Raw genomic sequence first — 17170 nt, 5'->3', positions numbered from 1 at the left:
TCCGGGACGGCACCGGGTCCCGATAGGCTGGCGGAATGACGCGATCCGAGCAGCCAACGGACACGTTCGCCGACGAACTCGAGGCCGACTCACGGCAGCGAGCCGTGGGAGCGCTCCTGAAGATCCCGCCCCTGCGCAAGCTGTGGGGCGCTCAGCTGACCGGCACGGTCGGCGACCGGCTCGCCCTGCTGGTCCTGGTCGTCCTGACGGCACAGGCCGCCGCCGGCGCACAGTCCTTCGGCGGGGGGTACCGCGGTGCGGCCTTCGCCGTCGCGGCCGTCTTCGGGGCGCGCCTGCTCGCCGCCCTGCTCTTCGGCGCCGTACTGCTCGGCCCGCTGGGCTCCCTCACCGGGCCCGGCGGTGTGCTCGACCGCCGGTGGACGATGATCGGCTCCGACGTCGTGCGCCTCGCGCTGCTGATCGTCGCCCCGCTGTGGATCGACTGGGTGCCGGCCGATGCCGTCGTCTGGCTGCTGGTCACCGTCTTCGTCACCGGAGTGGCCGAGCGGCTGTGGACCGTCGCCAAGGACGGCGCCGCCCCCGGTCTGCTGCCCGCGCCCGCGCCGGGCGCAGGAACGGTACGTCCGCTGCCCGACCGCCTCGACGCGCTGCGCCGCCTCGACCAGCGCACCGGGTTCGTCGCCTTCCCGATCGCCGCCGCGAGCCTCGTCGTCGTCACGCTCGTCGGCAACCTGATCGGCCTCGGCGTCGACTGGTTCGGCCTGCACCAGGCCGCGCTCGCCTCCTACGTCGCCGCCGGGCTGTTCGCCGCCTCAGGCGCCGTCCTCTACCTGCTGCAGCTGCCGGGCGACCAGGCCACCCCGCCGCACTCCCCGCTGCAGGGCCTGCGCAGCAACGACCGCGGGCGCACCGGCGCCGTACCGGTGCTCGTGCTCGGCACCGCCACCGTCGCCGGCGCCATCGCCGCCGCCGTGGCGCTCGCCGTGCTGCACGCCGCCGACCTCGGCGGGGGCCCGGTCGGCTACGGCCTGCTCGTGCTGGCGCTCACCGCCGGCCCCGTGCTCGGCATCCGGATCGCCCCGCGGACCCTCCCGGGCCTGTCCCGGCGGCGCCTGCTCGCCATCGCCATCGCCGTCACCGGTCTGGCCCTGCTGCTGGCCGGCATCGTGCCCGACCCGACGACCGTGCTGCTGCTGGCGCTGCTCGCCGGCGTCGCGGCCGGGATCACGGCCAACGCCGGGCACGTCCTCGTGGACCAGGAGACCGAGGAGTCCCGCCGGGGCCGCGCCACCGACCACCTGCACGCGGTCGCGCACCTGCTCATGGCGGTCGGCGCCGTGGGCACCCCCCTGCTGGCCGGCGGCATCGGCCCGCACCGCGTCGTCAACGGTCACTTCACCTTCGACCACGGTGGCGCCGCGTACGCCCTCATGCTCATCGGTGCCCTGCTGCTGCCCGTCGCCGCGCTCGTCCTCGGCAAGACCGACGACCGCCAGGGTGTCCCCCTGCGCCGCGACCTGCGCGAGTCGCTGCGCGGTGGCGACCCCGAGCAGGCGCCCGCCCCCACCGGCTTCTTCATCGCCGTCGAGGGCGGCGACGGAGCCGGCAAGTCGACCCAGGTCGAGGCCGTCGCCGAATGGATCCGCGGCAAGGGCCACGAGGTCGTCGTCACCCGCGAGCCCGGCGCCACGGCGGTCGGCAAGCGGCTCCGCTCGATCCTGCTCGACGTCTCCAGCGGCGGGCTGTCCCACCGCGCGGAGGCCCTGCTGTACGCCGCCGACCGCGCCGAGCACGTCGACACCGTCGTACGCCCCGCGCTGGAGCGCGGCGCGGTCGTCGTCTCCGACCGCTACATCGACTCCTCCGTCGCCTACCAGGGCGCCGGGCGCGACCTCGCGCCGACCGAGATCGCCCGCATCTCCCGCTGGGCGACGGACGGACTCGTCCCGCACCTGACCGTCCTGCTCGACGTCACCCCCGAGGCGGCGCGCGAGCGCTTCACCGAGGCGCCCGACCGTCTCGAGTCCGAGCCCGCGGAGTTCCACGACCGCGTGCGCACCGGATTCCTCACGCTCGCCGCGGCCGACCCCGCCCGCTACCTGGTCGTCGACGCGGCTCAGGAGCCGGAGGCCGTCACGACGGTGATACGGCACCGTCTCGACGAGATCCTCCCCCTGTCGGAGAAGGAGATCGAGGCCCGCGAGGAGGCCCGCCGCCAGGCAGAGGAGGAGGCCCGCCTCCGCGCCGAGGAGGAGGCCGCCCGCCGGGCCGAGGAGGAGCGGCTCGAACGCGAGCGCCAGGCGCAGCTGGAGAAGCTCCGCGCGGAGGAGGAGGAACGCCGCCGCCTCGCCGAGGAGGAGGCCCGTCGTCAGGCCGAGGAAGCCGCGGCGGAGGAGGCCCGCCGTCAGGCCGAGGAGGCCCGCAGGCAGGCGGAGGAGGAGCGCGCCCGCCGCGAGGCCGAGGAGCGCGTCCGACGCGAGGAGCAGGAACGGCTGCGCCGCCAGGCCGAGGAGGAGGCCCGCCTCCGCGCCGAGGCCGAGGAACGCCGCCTGGAGCGCCAGCGCAAGGCCGAGGAGGCCCTGATGCGGGCCGAGCAGGCCCGCATCGAGGCGGAGGACGCGACGAAGACCGTCGAGACGCTCCGCCCGCAGGCGCCGTCGGCCGCGTCGACAGGGGACGCGGAGACCGCGGTGCTGCGCGCGGTGCCCGTCGACGACGAGACGGCGGTCCTGCCGTCGGTCAAGCCGGCCTTCCCGGACTTCACGAAGCCGGTCGAGACGCCGCGGCCCGCCGCGCCCGCCGACGCGGAGGAGACGGCGGTCCTGCCCCCGGTCACCCCCGGCGCGGCGGACGAGACGGCCGTTCTGCCGGCCGTCCCCTCCACCGACCGTGTGCCACCCGGCATCTTCCGGCCGGAGGCGCCGGAGGCTCCCAAGGCGGCGCCGCGGGATCCGGAGAACGAGCGCACGCGGGAGATGCCTTCCGTGTCCGAGGAGGGGCGCCGCCCCCGCCCGCGGCCCTCGTGGGCCGAGGAGACCCCTCTCGACGACCTTCCCTCCCTCGCGGACGAGTTGCTCGGCCCGCGCGACGAGGACGAGGACCGCGAGGGCGGTGCCGGCCGCTAGGCGGTGCCCTGTGCGGCTGGTTGCCGTGTGTGGGTGGGTGCGGTCGGCGTCCGCCCGGCCGCCCGCCCTCGCCCAGCCTTCGGCCGATGGCGCCCCGAGAGCGGTCCGGGGTGCCCCAAGTGCGTTGCCGAACCTCGAGCGATCCCACGGCAACGTCAGCGGAGTACCGGCGAAGCGGGCTCCCGGCAATGAATTCGCTCTAATGTTCGGCCGAGGTTCGTACAACCAATCGACGCTCTTGCCGGTCCTGTTCAGCGACGTCTGATCGGCGTCCGTCGTTGAACAGGCCTGAAGGACTCGATGAAGCCCAGACGTGTCACCGCCACCGCCCTGGTTCTGGCCGCGGCAGGCGGACTGCTCACCGCCACCGCCGCGCCTGCCTCCGCGGCGGTGAGCTGCGCCTCCCCCGTCTTCAAACGGCAGTTCTTCGCGAACACGACGTTCTCGGGGACGCCGAGGAAGACGGACTGCGACTCCGCGATCGACCAGAACTGGGGCACGGGCGCGCCCGTTTCCGGCGTACCGTCCAACAACTTCGGCGTGCGCTGGTCGGTGACGCGCGATTTCGGCTCCGGTGGCCCCTTCGCGTTCACGGTGTCCGCCCGGGACGGCATACGGGTCTACCTCGACGGAGTCCGCAAGGTCGACTTGTGGAAGAACGTCTCCACCACCGTCAAGAAGACGGTCGATGTGACGATCCCCAGCGGCAAGCACACGCTTCGCGTCGACTTCGTCAACTGGACGGGCGCCGCGAACGTCAAGTACGCCTACACGCCGCGTACCTCCGTCGGTGTCGACAAGGTCAAGCCGCTCTCCCCGACAGGCGCCGCCGTCTCCTACGACACGGCCACCGGCGCGGCCAAGCTCACCTGGTCCCGGAACAGGGAGATGGACCTCGCGAACTACCGGGTCTACCGGCGGCTGAAGGGCGCGTCGTACGGCGCCAAGCCACTCGCGACGACCACCGCGACGTCGTACACCGACAGGACCCTGCTGAAGACCGGCGCGGCTTACTACTACGAGGTGCGGGCCGTCGACAAGACGGGCAACGTCTCCGGCGGCAGTGCCGACCGGCTCGTCACCACCGTCGACAAGACGCCGCCCGCCGCGCCGTTCGTCGAGTTGGACTCGTGCCCGGCCGACCAGCCCTACGCGGGCCCGGAGCTGGTCACCACCGCGGCGAACGCCGCCGACATCGCCTGGTACGAGATGCAGCGGCTCGACGCCGCCACGAACAGCTGGAGCACCATCTACGGCGGCGCCAAGGGTGCGATCTGCGACACCGGGTACCGGGCCGACGGCAGCAAGGTCACCTACCGGGGCCGGGCCCGGGACGCCGCCGGGAACTGGTCGGCCTACTCGGCCGCCGCGACGTTCACCACCCCCGACCGGACCCCGCCGCCCGCCGTCGAGAAGGTGCGCGTGGAGTACCGGTCGGGTGTTCCGCATCTGGTGTGGTCGCCCGTGGCCGGAGCCGCTTCGTACCAGGTCGTCCAGTACGACCCGGCGAGCGGCGGCTATGTCGACGCCCTGGCCACGAGCACCACCACGCAGACCGACGTGCTGCCCCGCCAGTCGGTCGCCGTCGCCGACAGCTACCGGTACGCGGTGCGCGCGCTGGACGCCGTGGGCAACGCCGCCGCGCCGGCGGAGATCACGCTGAAGATGGCCGACCGGCCGGAGGCGATCGCCGCGTTCCAGACCACCGCCCGCGGGTTCGACGAGGGCGTGATCGTCTCGTGGAGCAGCGTCGACCCGTGGACCGTCGACGAAGCGCCCCTTCCCTCGTACAAGATCGTGCGGACCGACACCGCGACCGGTGAGACCCGCATCGTGGACAAGTGCAAGCCGACCAGCTCGCGGGACGAGCCGTTGCAGGACCCGACGACGTACTGGACCTGGACGGGCGGCGACGCCCCCCTGTCCGCCCGAAAGCAGGTCAACGGCAGTTGCTGGGACGTCCAGGGCACGTCGGAGACGACGTACGAGTACCGGGTCGTGACGACCGACCGGTACGGGCATGTCTCGCAGCCGGGCCCGGCCGCCACGGAGACCACCCCTGACACCGAGCGTCCCGCCCCGGTACAGAACCTGAGCGCGGAACGCGTCCCGCTCGGTGTCCGGCTGACCTGGACGCCGCCCGCCGATGCCGACATCCGCGGCTACCACGTGTGGCAGGGCGTCACGGACCCGGACAGCGGCGCGACGGTCTGGAAGGAGAACTGCTGGAGGGGCGACTCCCTGGGCGAGACCGAGATCCTCTGCCCGACAGTCCCCGACGGGGCCACCCACGTCTACAAGGTGGCCGCCACGGACGACCGGCTTCTGCACGACGACGTGCCCCTCGACGTCCTCCACCTGGCCGAGGTCTCGGTCACCCTGCCCGACACCCGCCCGCCCGGCTGGACCCGGACCGAGGTCGACGAGGGGCAGTACCCGGACCTGTACGTCGGCTGCTCCGAGAGCTCCGGCCTCGGGGACTGCTCCCGGTTCGCGAGCTACCGCGTGGAGCGCTGGGACCCGGCCGCGTCCGCCTACGTCACCCTGGCTCAGGGCACGATGGGGGACAGAACGTTCTTCATGGACACCACGGTGCACGAGGACCTGCTCGGCCTGTACTACTACCGCGTCGTACGCCTGGACGCATCGGGTGCCGAGGCCGTGACCTGGTCGACAGCGCGCGGTATCTGGAACGACTGGCTCTGACCGGACGCGTGACAGCGAGAGGGGCCGGGAGGATTCTCCCGGCCCCTCGCACCTGCACGGTGAGCGTCGGCGACTGCTGCTTCCGCGCCGCACACGAGGAAACGGCTTCGCCCCGCGAGGCCCGCACCGCAAGAATGGCCCTGTGCGGTACCTGATCCTCGGCGCCACGGAGGCGCGCAGCCCCCGCGGCGCACCCGTGCCCCTGGGCAGCGGCAAGCGACTGCGGGCCCTGCTGGCCGCCCTCGCGCTGCACGCCCCGCACGCGGTGTCCCCTGACACCCTGATCGCCGAGGTGTGGGGCGGCGAGGGCGACGAGCCGCCCCAGGACGCCCCCGGCGCGCTGCAGGCGCTCGTGTCGAGGCTGCGCCGCGCCCTCGGGCCCCGGGACACGGACAGCGGCAGGGACACCATCGCCTCGAGCCCCGCCGGCTACCGCCTGCTCACGGACACCCCGGACGACGTCGACCTCCACCTCTTCGAGCGCCTCGTGCGCGAAGGCGGCGCCGCCCTCGACTCCGGCGACCCCGCCGGCGCCGTGGAGAGCCTGGAGTCCGCGCTCGCGCTGTGGCGCGGCCCCGCGCTGGCGGACCTGCCGGACCGGGGTTCGGCCGCCGCCCGGGCGGAGGACCTGCGGCTGTCCGCGACGTACCGCCGCATCGAGGCGTGCCTCGCACTCGGCCGCGCCGCCGAACTGCTGCCGCAACTGCGCGGGCTGGTCGCCGAGCACCCGCTGCACGAGCCGTTCCGGGCGCAGTTGATACGCGCGCTGCGCGCGACGGGCCGCCCCGCCGACGCCCTGGCCGCGTACGAGGACACCCGCCTGGACCTCGCCGACCGCCTCGGCACCGACCCGGGGCCGGAACTGCGGACCCTGCACGCCCAACTGCTCTCAGCGGAACCGCGAACGGCGCCCCCCACCTCCGCCACCCCGCCCCGCACCGGGAACCTGCGCGCCCGCCTGACCAGTTTCGTCGGCCGCGAGAGCGAACTCGGCGCGCTGCGCGCGAGCCTGACCGACGGCACGCACCGCCTGGTGACGCTGACCGGGCCCGGCGGCTCGGGCAAGACCCGGTTGTCGCAGGAGGCCGCGGCCGCCGTGACCGGCGCCTCCGCCTACCCGGACGGGGTGTGGCTGGCGGAGTTCGCCCCGTTGGACCGCCCCGCCGCCGTACCGGACGCCGTGCTGAGCGCGATCGGGCGCCGTGACACGGCCGTGCTGGCCGCCGCCCGCGAGGTGCGCAGCGCGGGCCAGGAGGCCGACCCGGCGGCGCGGCTGCTGGAGCACTGCGCGCCGCGCCGCATGCTGCTGGTGCTCGACAACTGCGAGCACGTCATCGACGCCGCGGCCGCGCTCACCGACCAACTGCTCGCCGCCTGCCCCGGGGTGACCGTGCTCGCCACGAGCCGGGAGCCGCTGGGCCTGCCCGGCGAGGCGGTGCGCCCGGTGGAGCCGCTGCCGCTGCCGACCGCGCACCGGCTGTTCGTGGAGCGGGCGGCGGCCGTGCGCCCAGGCTTCGACGCGGACCGCGACCACACGGAGGCGGTGGACGAGATCTGCCGCCGCCTCGACGGGCTGCCGCTGGCCATCGAACTGGCCGCCGCCCGACTGCGGGTGCTCACCCCGCGGCAGATCGCGGACCGCCTCGACGACCGCTTCCGGCTGCTGACCGGCGGCAGCCGCACCGCGCTGCCCCGTCAGCAGACGCTGCGCGCGGTCGTCGACTGGAGCTGGGACCTGCTCGGCGGGGCGGAGCGCACGGCGCTGCGCCGGCTCAGCGTCTTCGCCGGCGGCTGCACGCTGCAGGCGGCGGAGGCCGTGTGCGGGGAGGAGGCGCTGGAGCTGGTCGGCCAGCTCGTCGACAAGTCCCTGGTCGTCGTGGACCACGGTGCGGACGAGGTGCGCTACCGGCTGCTGGAGACCATCCACGAGTACGCCGCCGAGCGCGCCGCGGACGACCCCGCCGACCTCGCGGAGGCGGGTCGCCGGCACACCGCGTACTTCACGGAGTTCGCCCGCACCGCCGACTCCGGCATGCGCGGCCCCGACCAGCTGCTCTGGGCGGCGCGCGTGGAGGCCGACCTGGACAACGTCCGGGGCGTGCTGCGCCGGACGATCGACGCGGGGGAGGAGGACGAGGCGATCGCCCTGGCCCTGGCCATGGGCTGGTTCTGGTGGCTGCGCAACTTCCGTGACGAGGCGCGGGAGTGGCTCGTCCGGCTCATCGCGATGTCCGGCCTGCCGGAGGATCCGGGCGCCCCCGGTTTCTGGCCGCGGATGAACCTGCGGCTGCTCCATCTGTTCGTGGTCAGCGACACCATGCCCCGCGAGGAGATGCAGAGCCCGGAGATGCTGGCGCTGGCGTCGAGGATCATCGAGGTCTACAGCGTGCCGAGCCCGCACTCGACCCGCTTCCCGGGCATCCTGTGGCCGTTCTCCGACTACGTCGTGGGCCGCAACGAGGCGATCCGGGGCCACGCGGACGCCATGGTGGCCGCGTGCCGCACGTACGGCGGCGAGTGGGAGCTCGCGGCCGCGCTGATGTTCCGTACGCACATCACGATCGACCTCCCCGGCGGGCTCCCGCGGGCCGCCGCCGACTGGCCGGAGCTGCTGGAGCTCAGCGAGCGGCTCGGCGACCGCTGGATGCGCGCCCAGGTATGCGAGGCCGGCGCCGAGATGGCGCTGGCGTACGGCGACTACGCGGCGGCCCGCGCGGATCTGGAGGAGGCGCTGCGGCTCGGCGGGGAGCTGGGCGCGCACGTGGAGGGCATCTTCGTCCGTTCCCGCCTCGGCGAACTGGCCCACCGGGAGGGCGATGACGACGCCGCCGAGAAGCTGCTGCGCCAGGCGGCCGAGGAGGCCGAGCAGTACGGGGTGTGGGACGCCCGCGCCTACATCCGCGCGCTGCTGGCGACGATCCTGCTGCGCCGCGGCGAGCTCCGGGAGGCCCGGCAGCTGGTCGAACTCGCGCACGGCGAGGGCCGTATGGGCACGCCACCGCCGGACTTCGAGCTGCTCGTGGCGAGCCTCTCGGCCAGGGTCGCCGCCGCCGAGGGCGACACGGCGGGCGCCCTGGCCGGGTTCGCGGTGGCGCTGCGCGCGGGGCTCGACGGATTCTGCGCCGAACCGCGTCTGGCGGCGGCGGTCGAGTACGCCGCCGAGGTGCTGCTCGCCGTCGGCGATCCCGTACGGGCCGCCCGGCTGCACGGTGCGGCCGACGGGCTGCGGGCGGGTCTGCCGCGCCCGGTCCCCGAGGAGGAGGGGGTGCGCGCGGCGGAGGCGCGGGCCCGCGCGGCGCTCGGGGACGGCCCGTACGAGCGGGCCCGCGCCGGCGGCCGCGAACTGGGCGGCGAGGGCGCCCACGCGCTGCTGGCCGAGGCGACCGCCTGACCGCGCGGGAGAACGACGCCGGGAGAACGACGCCGCGAGACGACGCCGAGATCCGATGCTGGGAGATCGGCGCCGAGGGAATGGCCGGGGACGGCCTCCTCGTTGCATTCTTGAGGATTCAACCGCTGATTTCGGTGACGGAGAGAGCATGAAGGTCGAGATCTACAGCGACATCGCCTGCCCCTGGTGCTACGTCGGCAAGCGCCGCTTCGAGCGGGCACTTGCCGCCTTCCCGCAGGCCGACCAGGTCGAGGTGGTCTACCGCCCCTTCCAGCTCGCCCCCGACAAGTCGGAGACCCCCGAGTCCCACCGGACCTACCTCGACGAGCGCTACGGCCCGCAGTCCGCGGCGATGGACGCCCGCCTGGAGGAGCTCGGTCGCGCAGAGGGTCTGGCCTTCGACTTCGACCGCGCCATCGAGAACAACACCCTGCTCGCCCACCGCCTGCTCTGGCACGCCCTGAACGCGTACGGCGCCAAGGAGCAGGTCGCGCTCAAGGACCGGCTGCTCGTCGCGCACTTCGCCGAGGGCGCCGACGTCGGCGACCGCGACACCCTGGCCGCGCTCGCCGCCGAGGCCGGACTGGACCGCGACCGCGCGGCCGTCTTCCTCGCCTCCGACGAGGGCCGCGCGGAGGTGCTCGCCGAGATGGACGACGCTCGCGGCATCGGCGTGAACGCCGTCCCGACCTTCGTCTTCGAGGGCAAGTGGGCCGTCCAGGGCGGCCAGGAGTCCTCGACCTTCCTGCGCGTGCTGGAGCAGGTCGCCCAGGAGACCGGCGCCGTACCGGCCGCCCCCGCCGCCGACGCCTGCAGCGACGGCGCGTGCGAGGTCCCCGCCGGCTGAAGCGGCGGGGAGCGGCGGCACGGCTCAGTCGCAGCTGATCCGCGACACCGCCCAGTCCGCGACGTTCACCACGTGGAACCTGCGCGTCGGTTCGACCTTGAGCCGGATGGTGCTGTTGCCGGCGATCGGCACGTGCACCGGCACTCCGGGGTCACCGCCGCGCAGCACCTCGGAGCGCCACAGCTGCCCGTGGTCGCCGTGGACCGAGAAGCGTGCCGCGCCGAAGCCCAGCGCGACGTCGTCGATGCCGACGACGGCGTCGAAGGCGGTGCAGGAGCGGTTGAGGTCGATGGTGACGGTGGACGGCGCGCCGACGGTGATGCCGTCGGGGTAGCGCGTGCCGCCGATGCGAAGGCCCCAGCGCTGCCAGACCCAGTCGCCGAGCCGGATCGTGGGCCGGTCCGAGCGGCCGGCGACGCCGTAGCCGAGGCCGCTCAGCCGGTGGACCACCGGATCGGGCACCGGGGTCGGCGTCGGGGTGGGCGTGGGCGTGGGCTCCGGGGTACGGCTGGGGAACGCGGCGGGCGGCTCACTGGGCGTGGGCGCCGGCTCCTCGACGGGACGCGCCGGAGGCGTCGGGGTCGGGGTGGCGGCCACGGGGGCCCGGACGGACGACGTCGGGCTCGGCGCGGGGGAGGGCCGCGACGGCGTGGGGGTGGGTGTGGGCGACGGCGCCGGTACGACCGGCGCGGCCGAGGGCTTGCTCTGCGCCTGCGGCCGGGGCGTGCTGTCGTCCCCGGTCAGGGCGATCGCCACCACGGCACCGGCCGCCGCGAGCGCCAGCCCAGCGGCGACGGCGATCTTCACCGGTGCGGCGGCCCCTTCGGCGGCCGCGGCACCACCGGCGCCCGCAGCCGCGCCACCGCCCGAGCCGCCCGAAGCGGCGGCGGCCGCGGCGCCCGCGCCGGCGCCGGCCGCCGCACCGCCCGCGGCGATGCCCGCCGCCTTCGCCGCGTACGCGGCGCCGAACCAGCCGACGACCGCGACCGGCAGCAGCCCCTTGAGCGCCGCGTTCACGTCCGCCAGCTCCGCCGCCGCCAGGCGGCAGTTGGCGCACTCCTCCAGGTGCTTGCGCAACTCCCGGTCGGCCCGCATCCGCAGACCGCCGCGGGCGTGCGCGCCGAGCCGGTCCGCGTAGCGGGCGCAGGACCCCTCGGCGGTCAGCGTGGACGACACATGCGCCTGCAGATAGGCCTGGCGCAGTCCCTCGCGGGCCCGGTGCGCCAGAACGGCCGTGGCGTTGGCCGTCAGCCCGAGCAACGGCGCGACCTTGCTGGGCGACTCCTCCTCGACCGCGGTGTGCCACAGCACCGCCTGCCAGCGCTCGGGGAGGGTACGGAAGGCCTGGATGGCCAGGGAGCGTTCGGCCTCGTGCATGGCGCGCACGTCCGCGCCCAGTTCCTGGGTGCCTTCGGGCGCCGCGGCGCCGGCCGAGGTGACCGCGAACACCGCGAAGTCGTCGACCAGTTGCTCCCGCTTGGCCGTGCTGCCCCAGGACGCGGCCACCCGCCGCACCGTGGTGAGCAGGTAGGCGCGCACCGCGGCGTCCGGACCGCTGCCGCCGCGGATCGCCTGCAGCGTGCGGGCGAAGACCTCGCCGGTCAGGTCCTCGGCGGTGTGCCGGTCACGGCAGCAGCCGCGTGCGTACCGCCGCACGGCCGCCACGTGCCGCCGGTACAGCTCCTCGTACGCGCTGTCGTCGCCACCGCGCACCCGGGAGACCAGGTCGGCGTCGGACAGCTGTGCCCCGGGGGCGTCCGCGGCCTCGGGGAGACGCTCCGCGAGCGGCTCCCGCTGCTCGGGTACGCGGCCGGACGGCGGACCCCCACCGGAGTCCGCCCCCGCCTCCGCGGGCGGACCGGACTCCCCGTTTCCTTCATCCACGGGCGTAAGAGTGGCACACCCTTACCGTCCGACGACCTGTCAAGCATCAGAACCACCCGTCCGGGGAGTTTCACCCCCCGGAAGCGGGTCATCACCTGAACGGGTCAGCCTCACACCCCCGGACGGGACCGCAGTCCCTCCAGCAGGATGTCCAGCAACCGGGCCGAGGCGGCGGCCTGCTGGGCCGGGTCCGGCAGCGACGGCGCCGCGGTGGCGATCACCAGCAGGACGTCGGCCACCGACACGTCCGCGCGCAGCTCACCGGCCGCCCGCGCCCGCTCCACCAGCTGCCCGACGACGTCCAGGAGGGCGGCAATCCCGGCGCCCGACGTGATGTCGTCGGCCCCGCCGCGCTGCTGCGGCACCCGTGTCCCGTCGGCCGCACCGGCCGGCTGCACCTGCAGCACCTGCGGCGGCAGCAGCCGCCCGGCGCCGGAGGCCACCGACGTCCGCAGGAAGCGGGACAGCGCCGACCAGGCCTCCTCCTCCTGGCCCAGAGCCGAGCGCGCCTGCTCCGTCAGCCGTGCCGTCTCCTCCTCGGCTATGCGCCGTACCAGCACGTCCTTGCTGGGGAAGCGCCGGTAGACGGTGCCGACGCCCACCCGGGCCCGCCGGGCCACGTCCTCCATCGGCGCGCCGTACCCCAGTTCGCCGAAGACCTCGCGCGCGGCCCGCAGGACGTGCTCGAGGTTGCGCTGCGCGTCCACGCGCAGCGGGGACGTACGGCCCCCGCCGCCACCGCGCACGTCCGGATCGGGATGGCCGCTGACGGTCGCGGCCATCGCCCATTGAGGGTCCTGAATATGCATATGTGTATCCCCCGGTTAATCGCGTCTCCCCCCGGAGACTCCCCACCCCATGACCGCCGGAAGGCGGCGGACTACGCCGCGCGGGCACCCCGGCGGGTTACGAACATAGTTGAGCCCCGGTCAAGAATGAAGGGGGAACCCACCCACGATCGGAGTACCCCGGCCGCCGAATCTCCTTCCCGGCACTTCACACCGGTCAGCAACCCGCCCGTGACCTGCCGGAGAACAGGATTCGGCCATTCATTGCCGTCCGCCCTGTGGACAAACCCCGATGGCCCATTGCCTCATGGAACGATGGCAGCACTCAAGGGGCCGTCCGGCGCGGCAGAAGAATCCGGTATCCCGCGCATCCTCGTCGTCGGCGGCGGTTATGTGGGCATGTACACCGCTTTGCGGCTGCAGCGCAGGCTGAAACACGACGAAGCGGAAATCGTCGTGGTCGAACCGCAGCCCTACATGACCTACCAGCCTTTCCTGCCCGAGGCGGCCGCCGGCTCCATCTCGCCCCGCCACGTCGTGGTGCCCCTGCGCCGCGTCCTGGACCGCTGCACGCTGGTCATCGGCGAGGCCCGGCGCATCGACCACGGCAAGCGGGTCGCCACGCTCACCACCCTCGCCACCGAGGAGGAGGGCTCCGTCGCGCTGGAGCTGCCGTACGACCATCTGGTGCTGGCACCCGGCTCGGTCTCCCGCACCCTGCCCATCCCCGGCCTCGCCGAGCACGGCATCGGCTTCAAGACCGTCGAGGAGGCCATCGGGCTGCGCAACCACGTCCTGGAGCAGCTCGACATCGCCTCCTCCACCCGGGACGTCGAGGTCCGCGACGCGGCCCTGACCTTCGTCTTCGTCGGCGGGGGCTACGCGGGCGTGGAGGCACTCGGCGAGCTGGAGGACATGGCGCGCTACGCCGTGCGCTACTACCACAACGTCGAGGCCGACGACCTGAGGTGGATCCTGGTCGAGGCCACCGACCGCATCCTCCCCGAGGTCGGCGAGGAGATGGGCCGGTACGCCATCCGCGAGCTGCGCGGCCGCAACGTCGACATCCGCCTGAACACCCGGCTGGAGTCCTGCGAGAACCGCGTCGCCGCCCTCGACGACGGCTCCCGCGTGCCCACCCGCACCCTGGTGTGGACGGCCGGCGTCAAACCGCACCCCGTGCTGTCCCGCACCGACCTGCCGCTCAACGGCCGTGGCCGGATCGAGTGCACCGCGGCCCTGCGTATCGCCGGCACCGAGTGCGCCTGGGCCGCGGGCGACGCCGCCGCCGTCCCGGACCTCACCTCCGACGACCCCGGGGCGCTCTGCGCGCCCAACGCCCAGCACGCCCTGCGCCAGGCGCGCGTCCTGGCCGACAACATCGTCGCGAGCCTGCGCGGCGAGCCCCTGACCGACTACCGTCACGCGTACGCGGGCTCGGTCGCCTCGCTCGGGCTCCACAAGGGCGTGGCGCAGGTCTACGGACGCAAACTCAAGGGCTACCCCGCCTGGTTCATGCACCGCGCGTACCACCTCAGCCGGATGCCCACCTTCAACCGCAAGGCGCGCATCCTGGCCGAATGGGTCCTGTCCGGGCTCTTCAAACGGGAGATCGTCTCGCTCGGCTCGCTGGAGAACCCCCGCGCCGAGTTCGAGCTCGCCGCGGAGACCGGACGCAAGCCCGACGCGCCCTGACCGCCAGTGCGGATGCGGTGGCCGATTCCCCCGGAGCGGTGGGTCGGCCACACTGGACCCGTGACCAAGCGTGCGCCAGCACCTGCAAAGAGTGACAAATACGAGGAATCGGACGTTTGAACCTCACGCGTTGGAGCGCCCGGCTCCCCGGAACACAGCGACGCAATGCCCAGGCGGCGGCCGGTGCCGAACCCCCGTCCGGCGGAGCGGTACCCGCAGCGCGCGGCGAGGCCGCCGAGCGCCCCGACGCGCCGGCGCACACCCTCGACGCCCTCCCCGTACGCGAGGTGCTGGGCCGGCTGCCCGCCCTCATCGCGGTCACCCACGGACCCACCCACCACCTCGGGTACGTCAACGAGGCGTGGACCGAGGTCTTCGGCACCCGCACCCCGGGAGAGCCCGCCCGCGAGTCCCTCCCCGAGCTGGCCGAACTCGGCCTGCTCCCCCTGATGGACCAGGTCTTCCGCAGCGGCAAGCCCCGCACCGTCAAGGCCCGCAAGGTCGCCACCGCCACCCGGCAGGGCTACTTCACCCTCACCTGCAGCCCCGTCCCGGTGAAGGACGCCGGCGACACCGGTGGCGTCCTGGTCTTCGCCACCGACGTCACCGACCAGGTCCAGTCCGCCGAACGCCTCCGAGAGAGCGAGCGCCGCCTCCACGCTACCGCCGTCACCCTCCAGCGCAGCCTGCTCCCCCAGGAGCTCGAACAACCCGACGACCTGCGCGTGGCCGCCACCTACCAGCCCGGCGGCACCGACGCCGCCGTCGGCGGCGACTGGTACGACGTCATCACCCTCGGCGCCGGCCGTACCGCCCTCGTCATCGGCGACGTCATGGGCCGTGGCGTGCGCGCCGCCGCCGTCATGGGCCAGCTCCGCACCGCGGTCCGCGCCTACGCCCGCCTCGACCTGCCCCCGCACGAGGTCATCCAGCTCCTCGACGGCCTCGCCGCCGAGATCGACGCCACCCAGATCGCCACCTGCGTCTACGCCGTCCACGACCCCAGCGAGGGACGGCTGTCCTACGCCTCCGCCGGCCACCTGCCGATCGTCGTCCGCGACGCCGACGGCACCGTCCGCCGTGCCGACGAGCCCACCGGACCGCCGCTGGGCACCGGCGGCTGGGTCCACACCTCCGGCTCCGTCCCCCTCGGGCCGGGCGCCACCGCCGTGCTCTACACCGACGGCCTCATCGAGCGCCGCGGCGAGGACATCGACGAGGGCGTGTCCGCCCTGATGAACGCCGTCGCCGGCGCCACCGGCAGCCCCCAGGTCATCTGCGACCGCCTGCTGCGCGCCCTCGGCGTCACCTCCGAGCACGCCGACGACGTCGCCGTGCTCGTCATGCAGTACCCGCAGCGCGAGGGCAACGACTCCGAGCTGTTCCGCAACGCCTCCCTGGAACTGCTCGGCGGCATCGAGGCGGCCCCTCGCGCCCGCGCCTTCGCCCAGGGTGTGCTGACCTCCTGGCGCTTCCCCGTCGAACTCGTCGACCTCGGCGTCCTCGCCGCCAGCGAACTGGTCGCCAACTCGCTCCAGCACGGCGTCCCGCCCATGCGGCTGCGGCTGCGGCGCACCGACCGGCGCCTGATCATCGAGGTCACCGACGGCGACGACCACCTGCCGCGCCGCCGACGCGCCGAACCGGCCGACGAGGCCGGCCGGGGCATCTCCATCATCGCCACCATCGCCTCCGCCTGGGGATCCCGGCGGACCCCCGGCGGCGGCAAGGCGGTGTGGTGCGAGTTCGCGCTCCCCAACTGACCGAGGATCACGCAGCCAGCACGGGCTCCCGCATCGGCGCGTCCTGCCCGACCGTGAGACGCCGGCCCAGCCGTACCGAGAGCACGCTGACAGCCAGCGAGCACGCGACCAGCATCACGATGTACTCGGCGTACATCCCGCTGCCCGCCATCAGCCCGCCGACCGCCGGCCCCACGGCCAGCGCCAGCTGCTTCACCAGCGCGAACGCCGAGTTGTACTGCCCGACCATCCGCTCCGGCGCCATGTCCGCCACCAGCGGCGCGACCGTCGGCGACAGCATCGCCTCGCCGAGCCCGAACAGCGCGTACGTGGCGATCAGCATCGCCGTCGCGATCCCGTGCGCGGAGCCCGTCAGCCCGGCCAGCCCGGCGACCACCCACGCCACGGCCCACAGCAGACCGACAGCCGCGATCACCCGGCTGCGCCGCCGCCGCTCCACCGACCGCAGGACGGCGAACTGCGCCACCACGATCGCCGCGGTGTTCGCCGCGAGGGCGAGGCCCAGAGTCGCCGGCGACACCTTGGTCACCTCGACCGCGTACGCGGAGAGCCCCGACTCGAACTGCCCGTAGCAGGCGAAGAACAGCACCCCGCCCAGCACGCACAGCTGCACCATCGCCCGGTCGGCGAACAGCGCCCGCCAGCCGCCGGCCGCCTTCGCCGTCGGCGCCGTCTCCATGCGCGCAGCCTTCGGCAGCCGTACGGAGGCCGCGACGACACCGAGGACGACGAACATCGCGGACTCGATGGAGAACAGCAGCGTGAAGGAGTCCGGACGCGAGGTGTCGACCAGCAGACCGCCCAGCAGACCGCCGACCCCCAGCCCGAGGTTGCTCAGGAAGAACTGTGTGGCGAAGGCCCGCGACCGCGTCCTCGGCGTGGAGCACCACACGATGAGCGTGGCCAGCGCCGGCTGCATCACGGCGATGCCGGCGCCCATCACGGCGGACGCGGCAATCACCAGGGGCGCGCTCGACGCGAGCCCGAAGCCCATGGAGCCCACCGCCGCC

At 74.2% G+C, this 17170-nt stretch carries 9 protein-coding genes (1 of these 9 only partly in view); 6 read left to right on the top strand and 3 right to left on the bottom strand.

From position 1 onward, the window contains the following. Nucleotides 1–35: 35 nt before the first annotated feature. From tmk to OIE69_RS19485, 4 genes are all read left to right on the top strand, one after another. Complete coding sequence (gene tmk / locus OIE69_RS19500) at nt 36–3086, top strand: dTMP kinase (protein WP_326573218.1); 3051 nt, start codon at nt 36–38, stop codon at nt 3084–3086. Nucleotides 3087–3386: 300 nt separating this feature from the next. Further along, complete coding sequence (locus OIE69_RS19495; protein WP_326573216.1) at nt 3387–5792, top strand: PA14 domain-containing protein; 2406 nt, start codon at nt 3387–3389, stop codon at nt 5790–5792. A gap of 142 nt (nt 5793–5934) precedes the next feature. After that, nucleotides 5935–9183 (top strand): BTAD domain-containing putative transcriptional regulator, encoded by a 3249-nt coding sequence (locus tag OIE69_RS19490; RefSeq protein ID WP_326573214.1) that lies wholly within the window; start codon nt 5935–5937, stop codon nt 9181–9183. A gap of 148 nt (nt 9184–9331) precedes the next feature. After that, complete coding sequence (locus OIE69_RS19485; RefSeq protein WP_326573211.1) at nt 9332–10030, top strand: DsbA family oxidoreductase; 699 nt, start codon at nt 9332–9334, stop codon at nt 10028–10030. 24 nt (nt 10031–10054) lie between these two features. Here the strand turns inward: OIE69_RS19485 and OIE69_RS19480 are convergent, their stop codons facing one another. Next, on the bottom strand, nt 10055–11914 hold the full coding sequence (locus tag OIE69_RS19480; RefSeq protein ID WP_326573209.1) for a sigma-70 family RNA polymerase sigma factor: 1860 nt from the start codon (nt 11912–11914) through the stop codon (nt 10055–10057). A 110-nt stretch (nt 11915–12024) separates the two neighbouring features. Then, nucleotides 12025–12723: a TetR/AcrR family transcriptional regulator gene (locus OIE69_RS19475; RefSeq protein ID WP_326573207.1), complete on the bottom strand. Its 699-nt coding sequence runs from the start codon at nt 12721–12723 to the stop codon at nt 12025–12027. Between the two features lie 294 nt (nt 12724–13017). Here OIE69_RS19475 and OIE69_RS19470 point away from each other — a divergent pair, with 294 nt between their 5' ends. Further along, complete coding sequence (locus OIE69_RS19470) at nt 13018–14397, top strand: NAD(P)/FAD-dependent oxidoreductase (protein ID WP_326573205.1); 1380 nt, start codon at nt 13018–13020, stop codon at nt 14395–14397. Between the two features lie 116 nt (nt 14398–14513). Then, a complete protein-coding gene (locus OIE69_RS19465) occupies nt 14514–16160 on the top strand; it encodes an ATP-binding SpoIIE family protein phosphatase (RefSeq protein ID WP_326573203.1) in 1647 nt (548 codons plus the stop codon). Between the two features lie 7 nt (nt 16161–16167). Here the strand turns inward: OIE69_RS19465 and OIE69_RS19460 are convergent, their stop codons facing one another. Further along, a protein-coding gene (locus tag OIE69_RS19460; RefSeq protein WP_326573200.1) for an MFS transporter crosses the window boundary here: on the bottom strand, nt 16168–17170 show its 3' portion. The gene runs 245 nt beyond the window's last position; the window shows 1003 of its 1248 coding nt (coding positions 246–1248); its start codon lies beyond the right edge, outside the window; its stop codon occupies nt 16168–16170.

Origin of the sequence: Actinacidiphila glaucinigra, assembly GCF_035918135.1 — a bacterium.
Taxonomy (GTDB): domain Bacteria; phylum Actinomycetota; class Actinomycetes; order Streptomycetales; family Streptomycetaceae; genus Actinacidiphila; species Actinacidiphila glaucinigra.
Note: the sequence above shows the minus strand (reverse complement) of the source record. Positions and strands in the feature narration are given on the sequence as shown.

Coding starts and splice junctions, on each gene's coding strand:
- tmk (WP_326573218.1), top strand. CDS start 36: ATGACGCGATCCGAGCAGCCAACGGACACGTTCGCCGACGAACTCGAG.
- OIE69_RS19495 (WP_326573216.1), top strand. CDS start 3,387: ATGAAGCCCAGACGTGTCACCGCCACCGCCCTGGTTCTGGCCGCGGCA.
- OIE69_RS19485 (WP_326573211.1), top strand. CDS start 9,332: ATGAAGGTCGAGATCTACAGCGACATCGCCTGCCCCTGGTGCTACGTC.
- OIE69_RS19475 (WP_326573207.1), bottom strand. CDS start 12,723: ATGCATATTCAGGACCCTCAATGGGCGATGGCCGCGACCGTCAGCGGC.
- OIE69_RS19470 (WP_326573205.1), top strand. CDS start 13,018: ATGGCAGCACTCAAGGGGCCGTCCGGCGCGGCAGAAGAATCCGGTATC.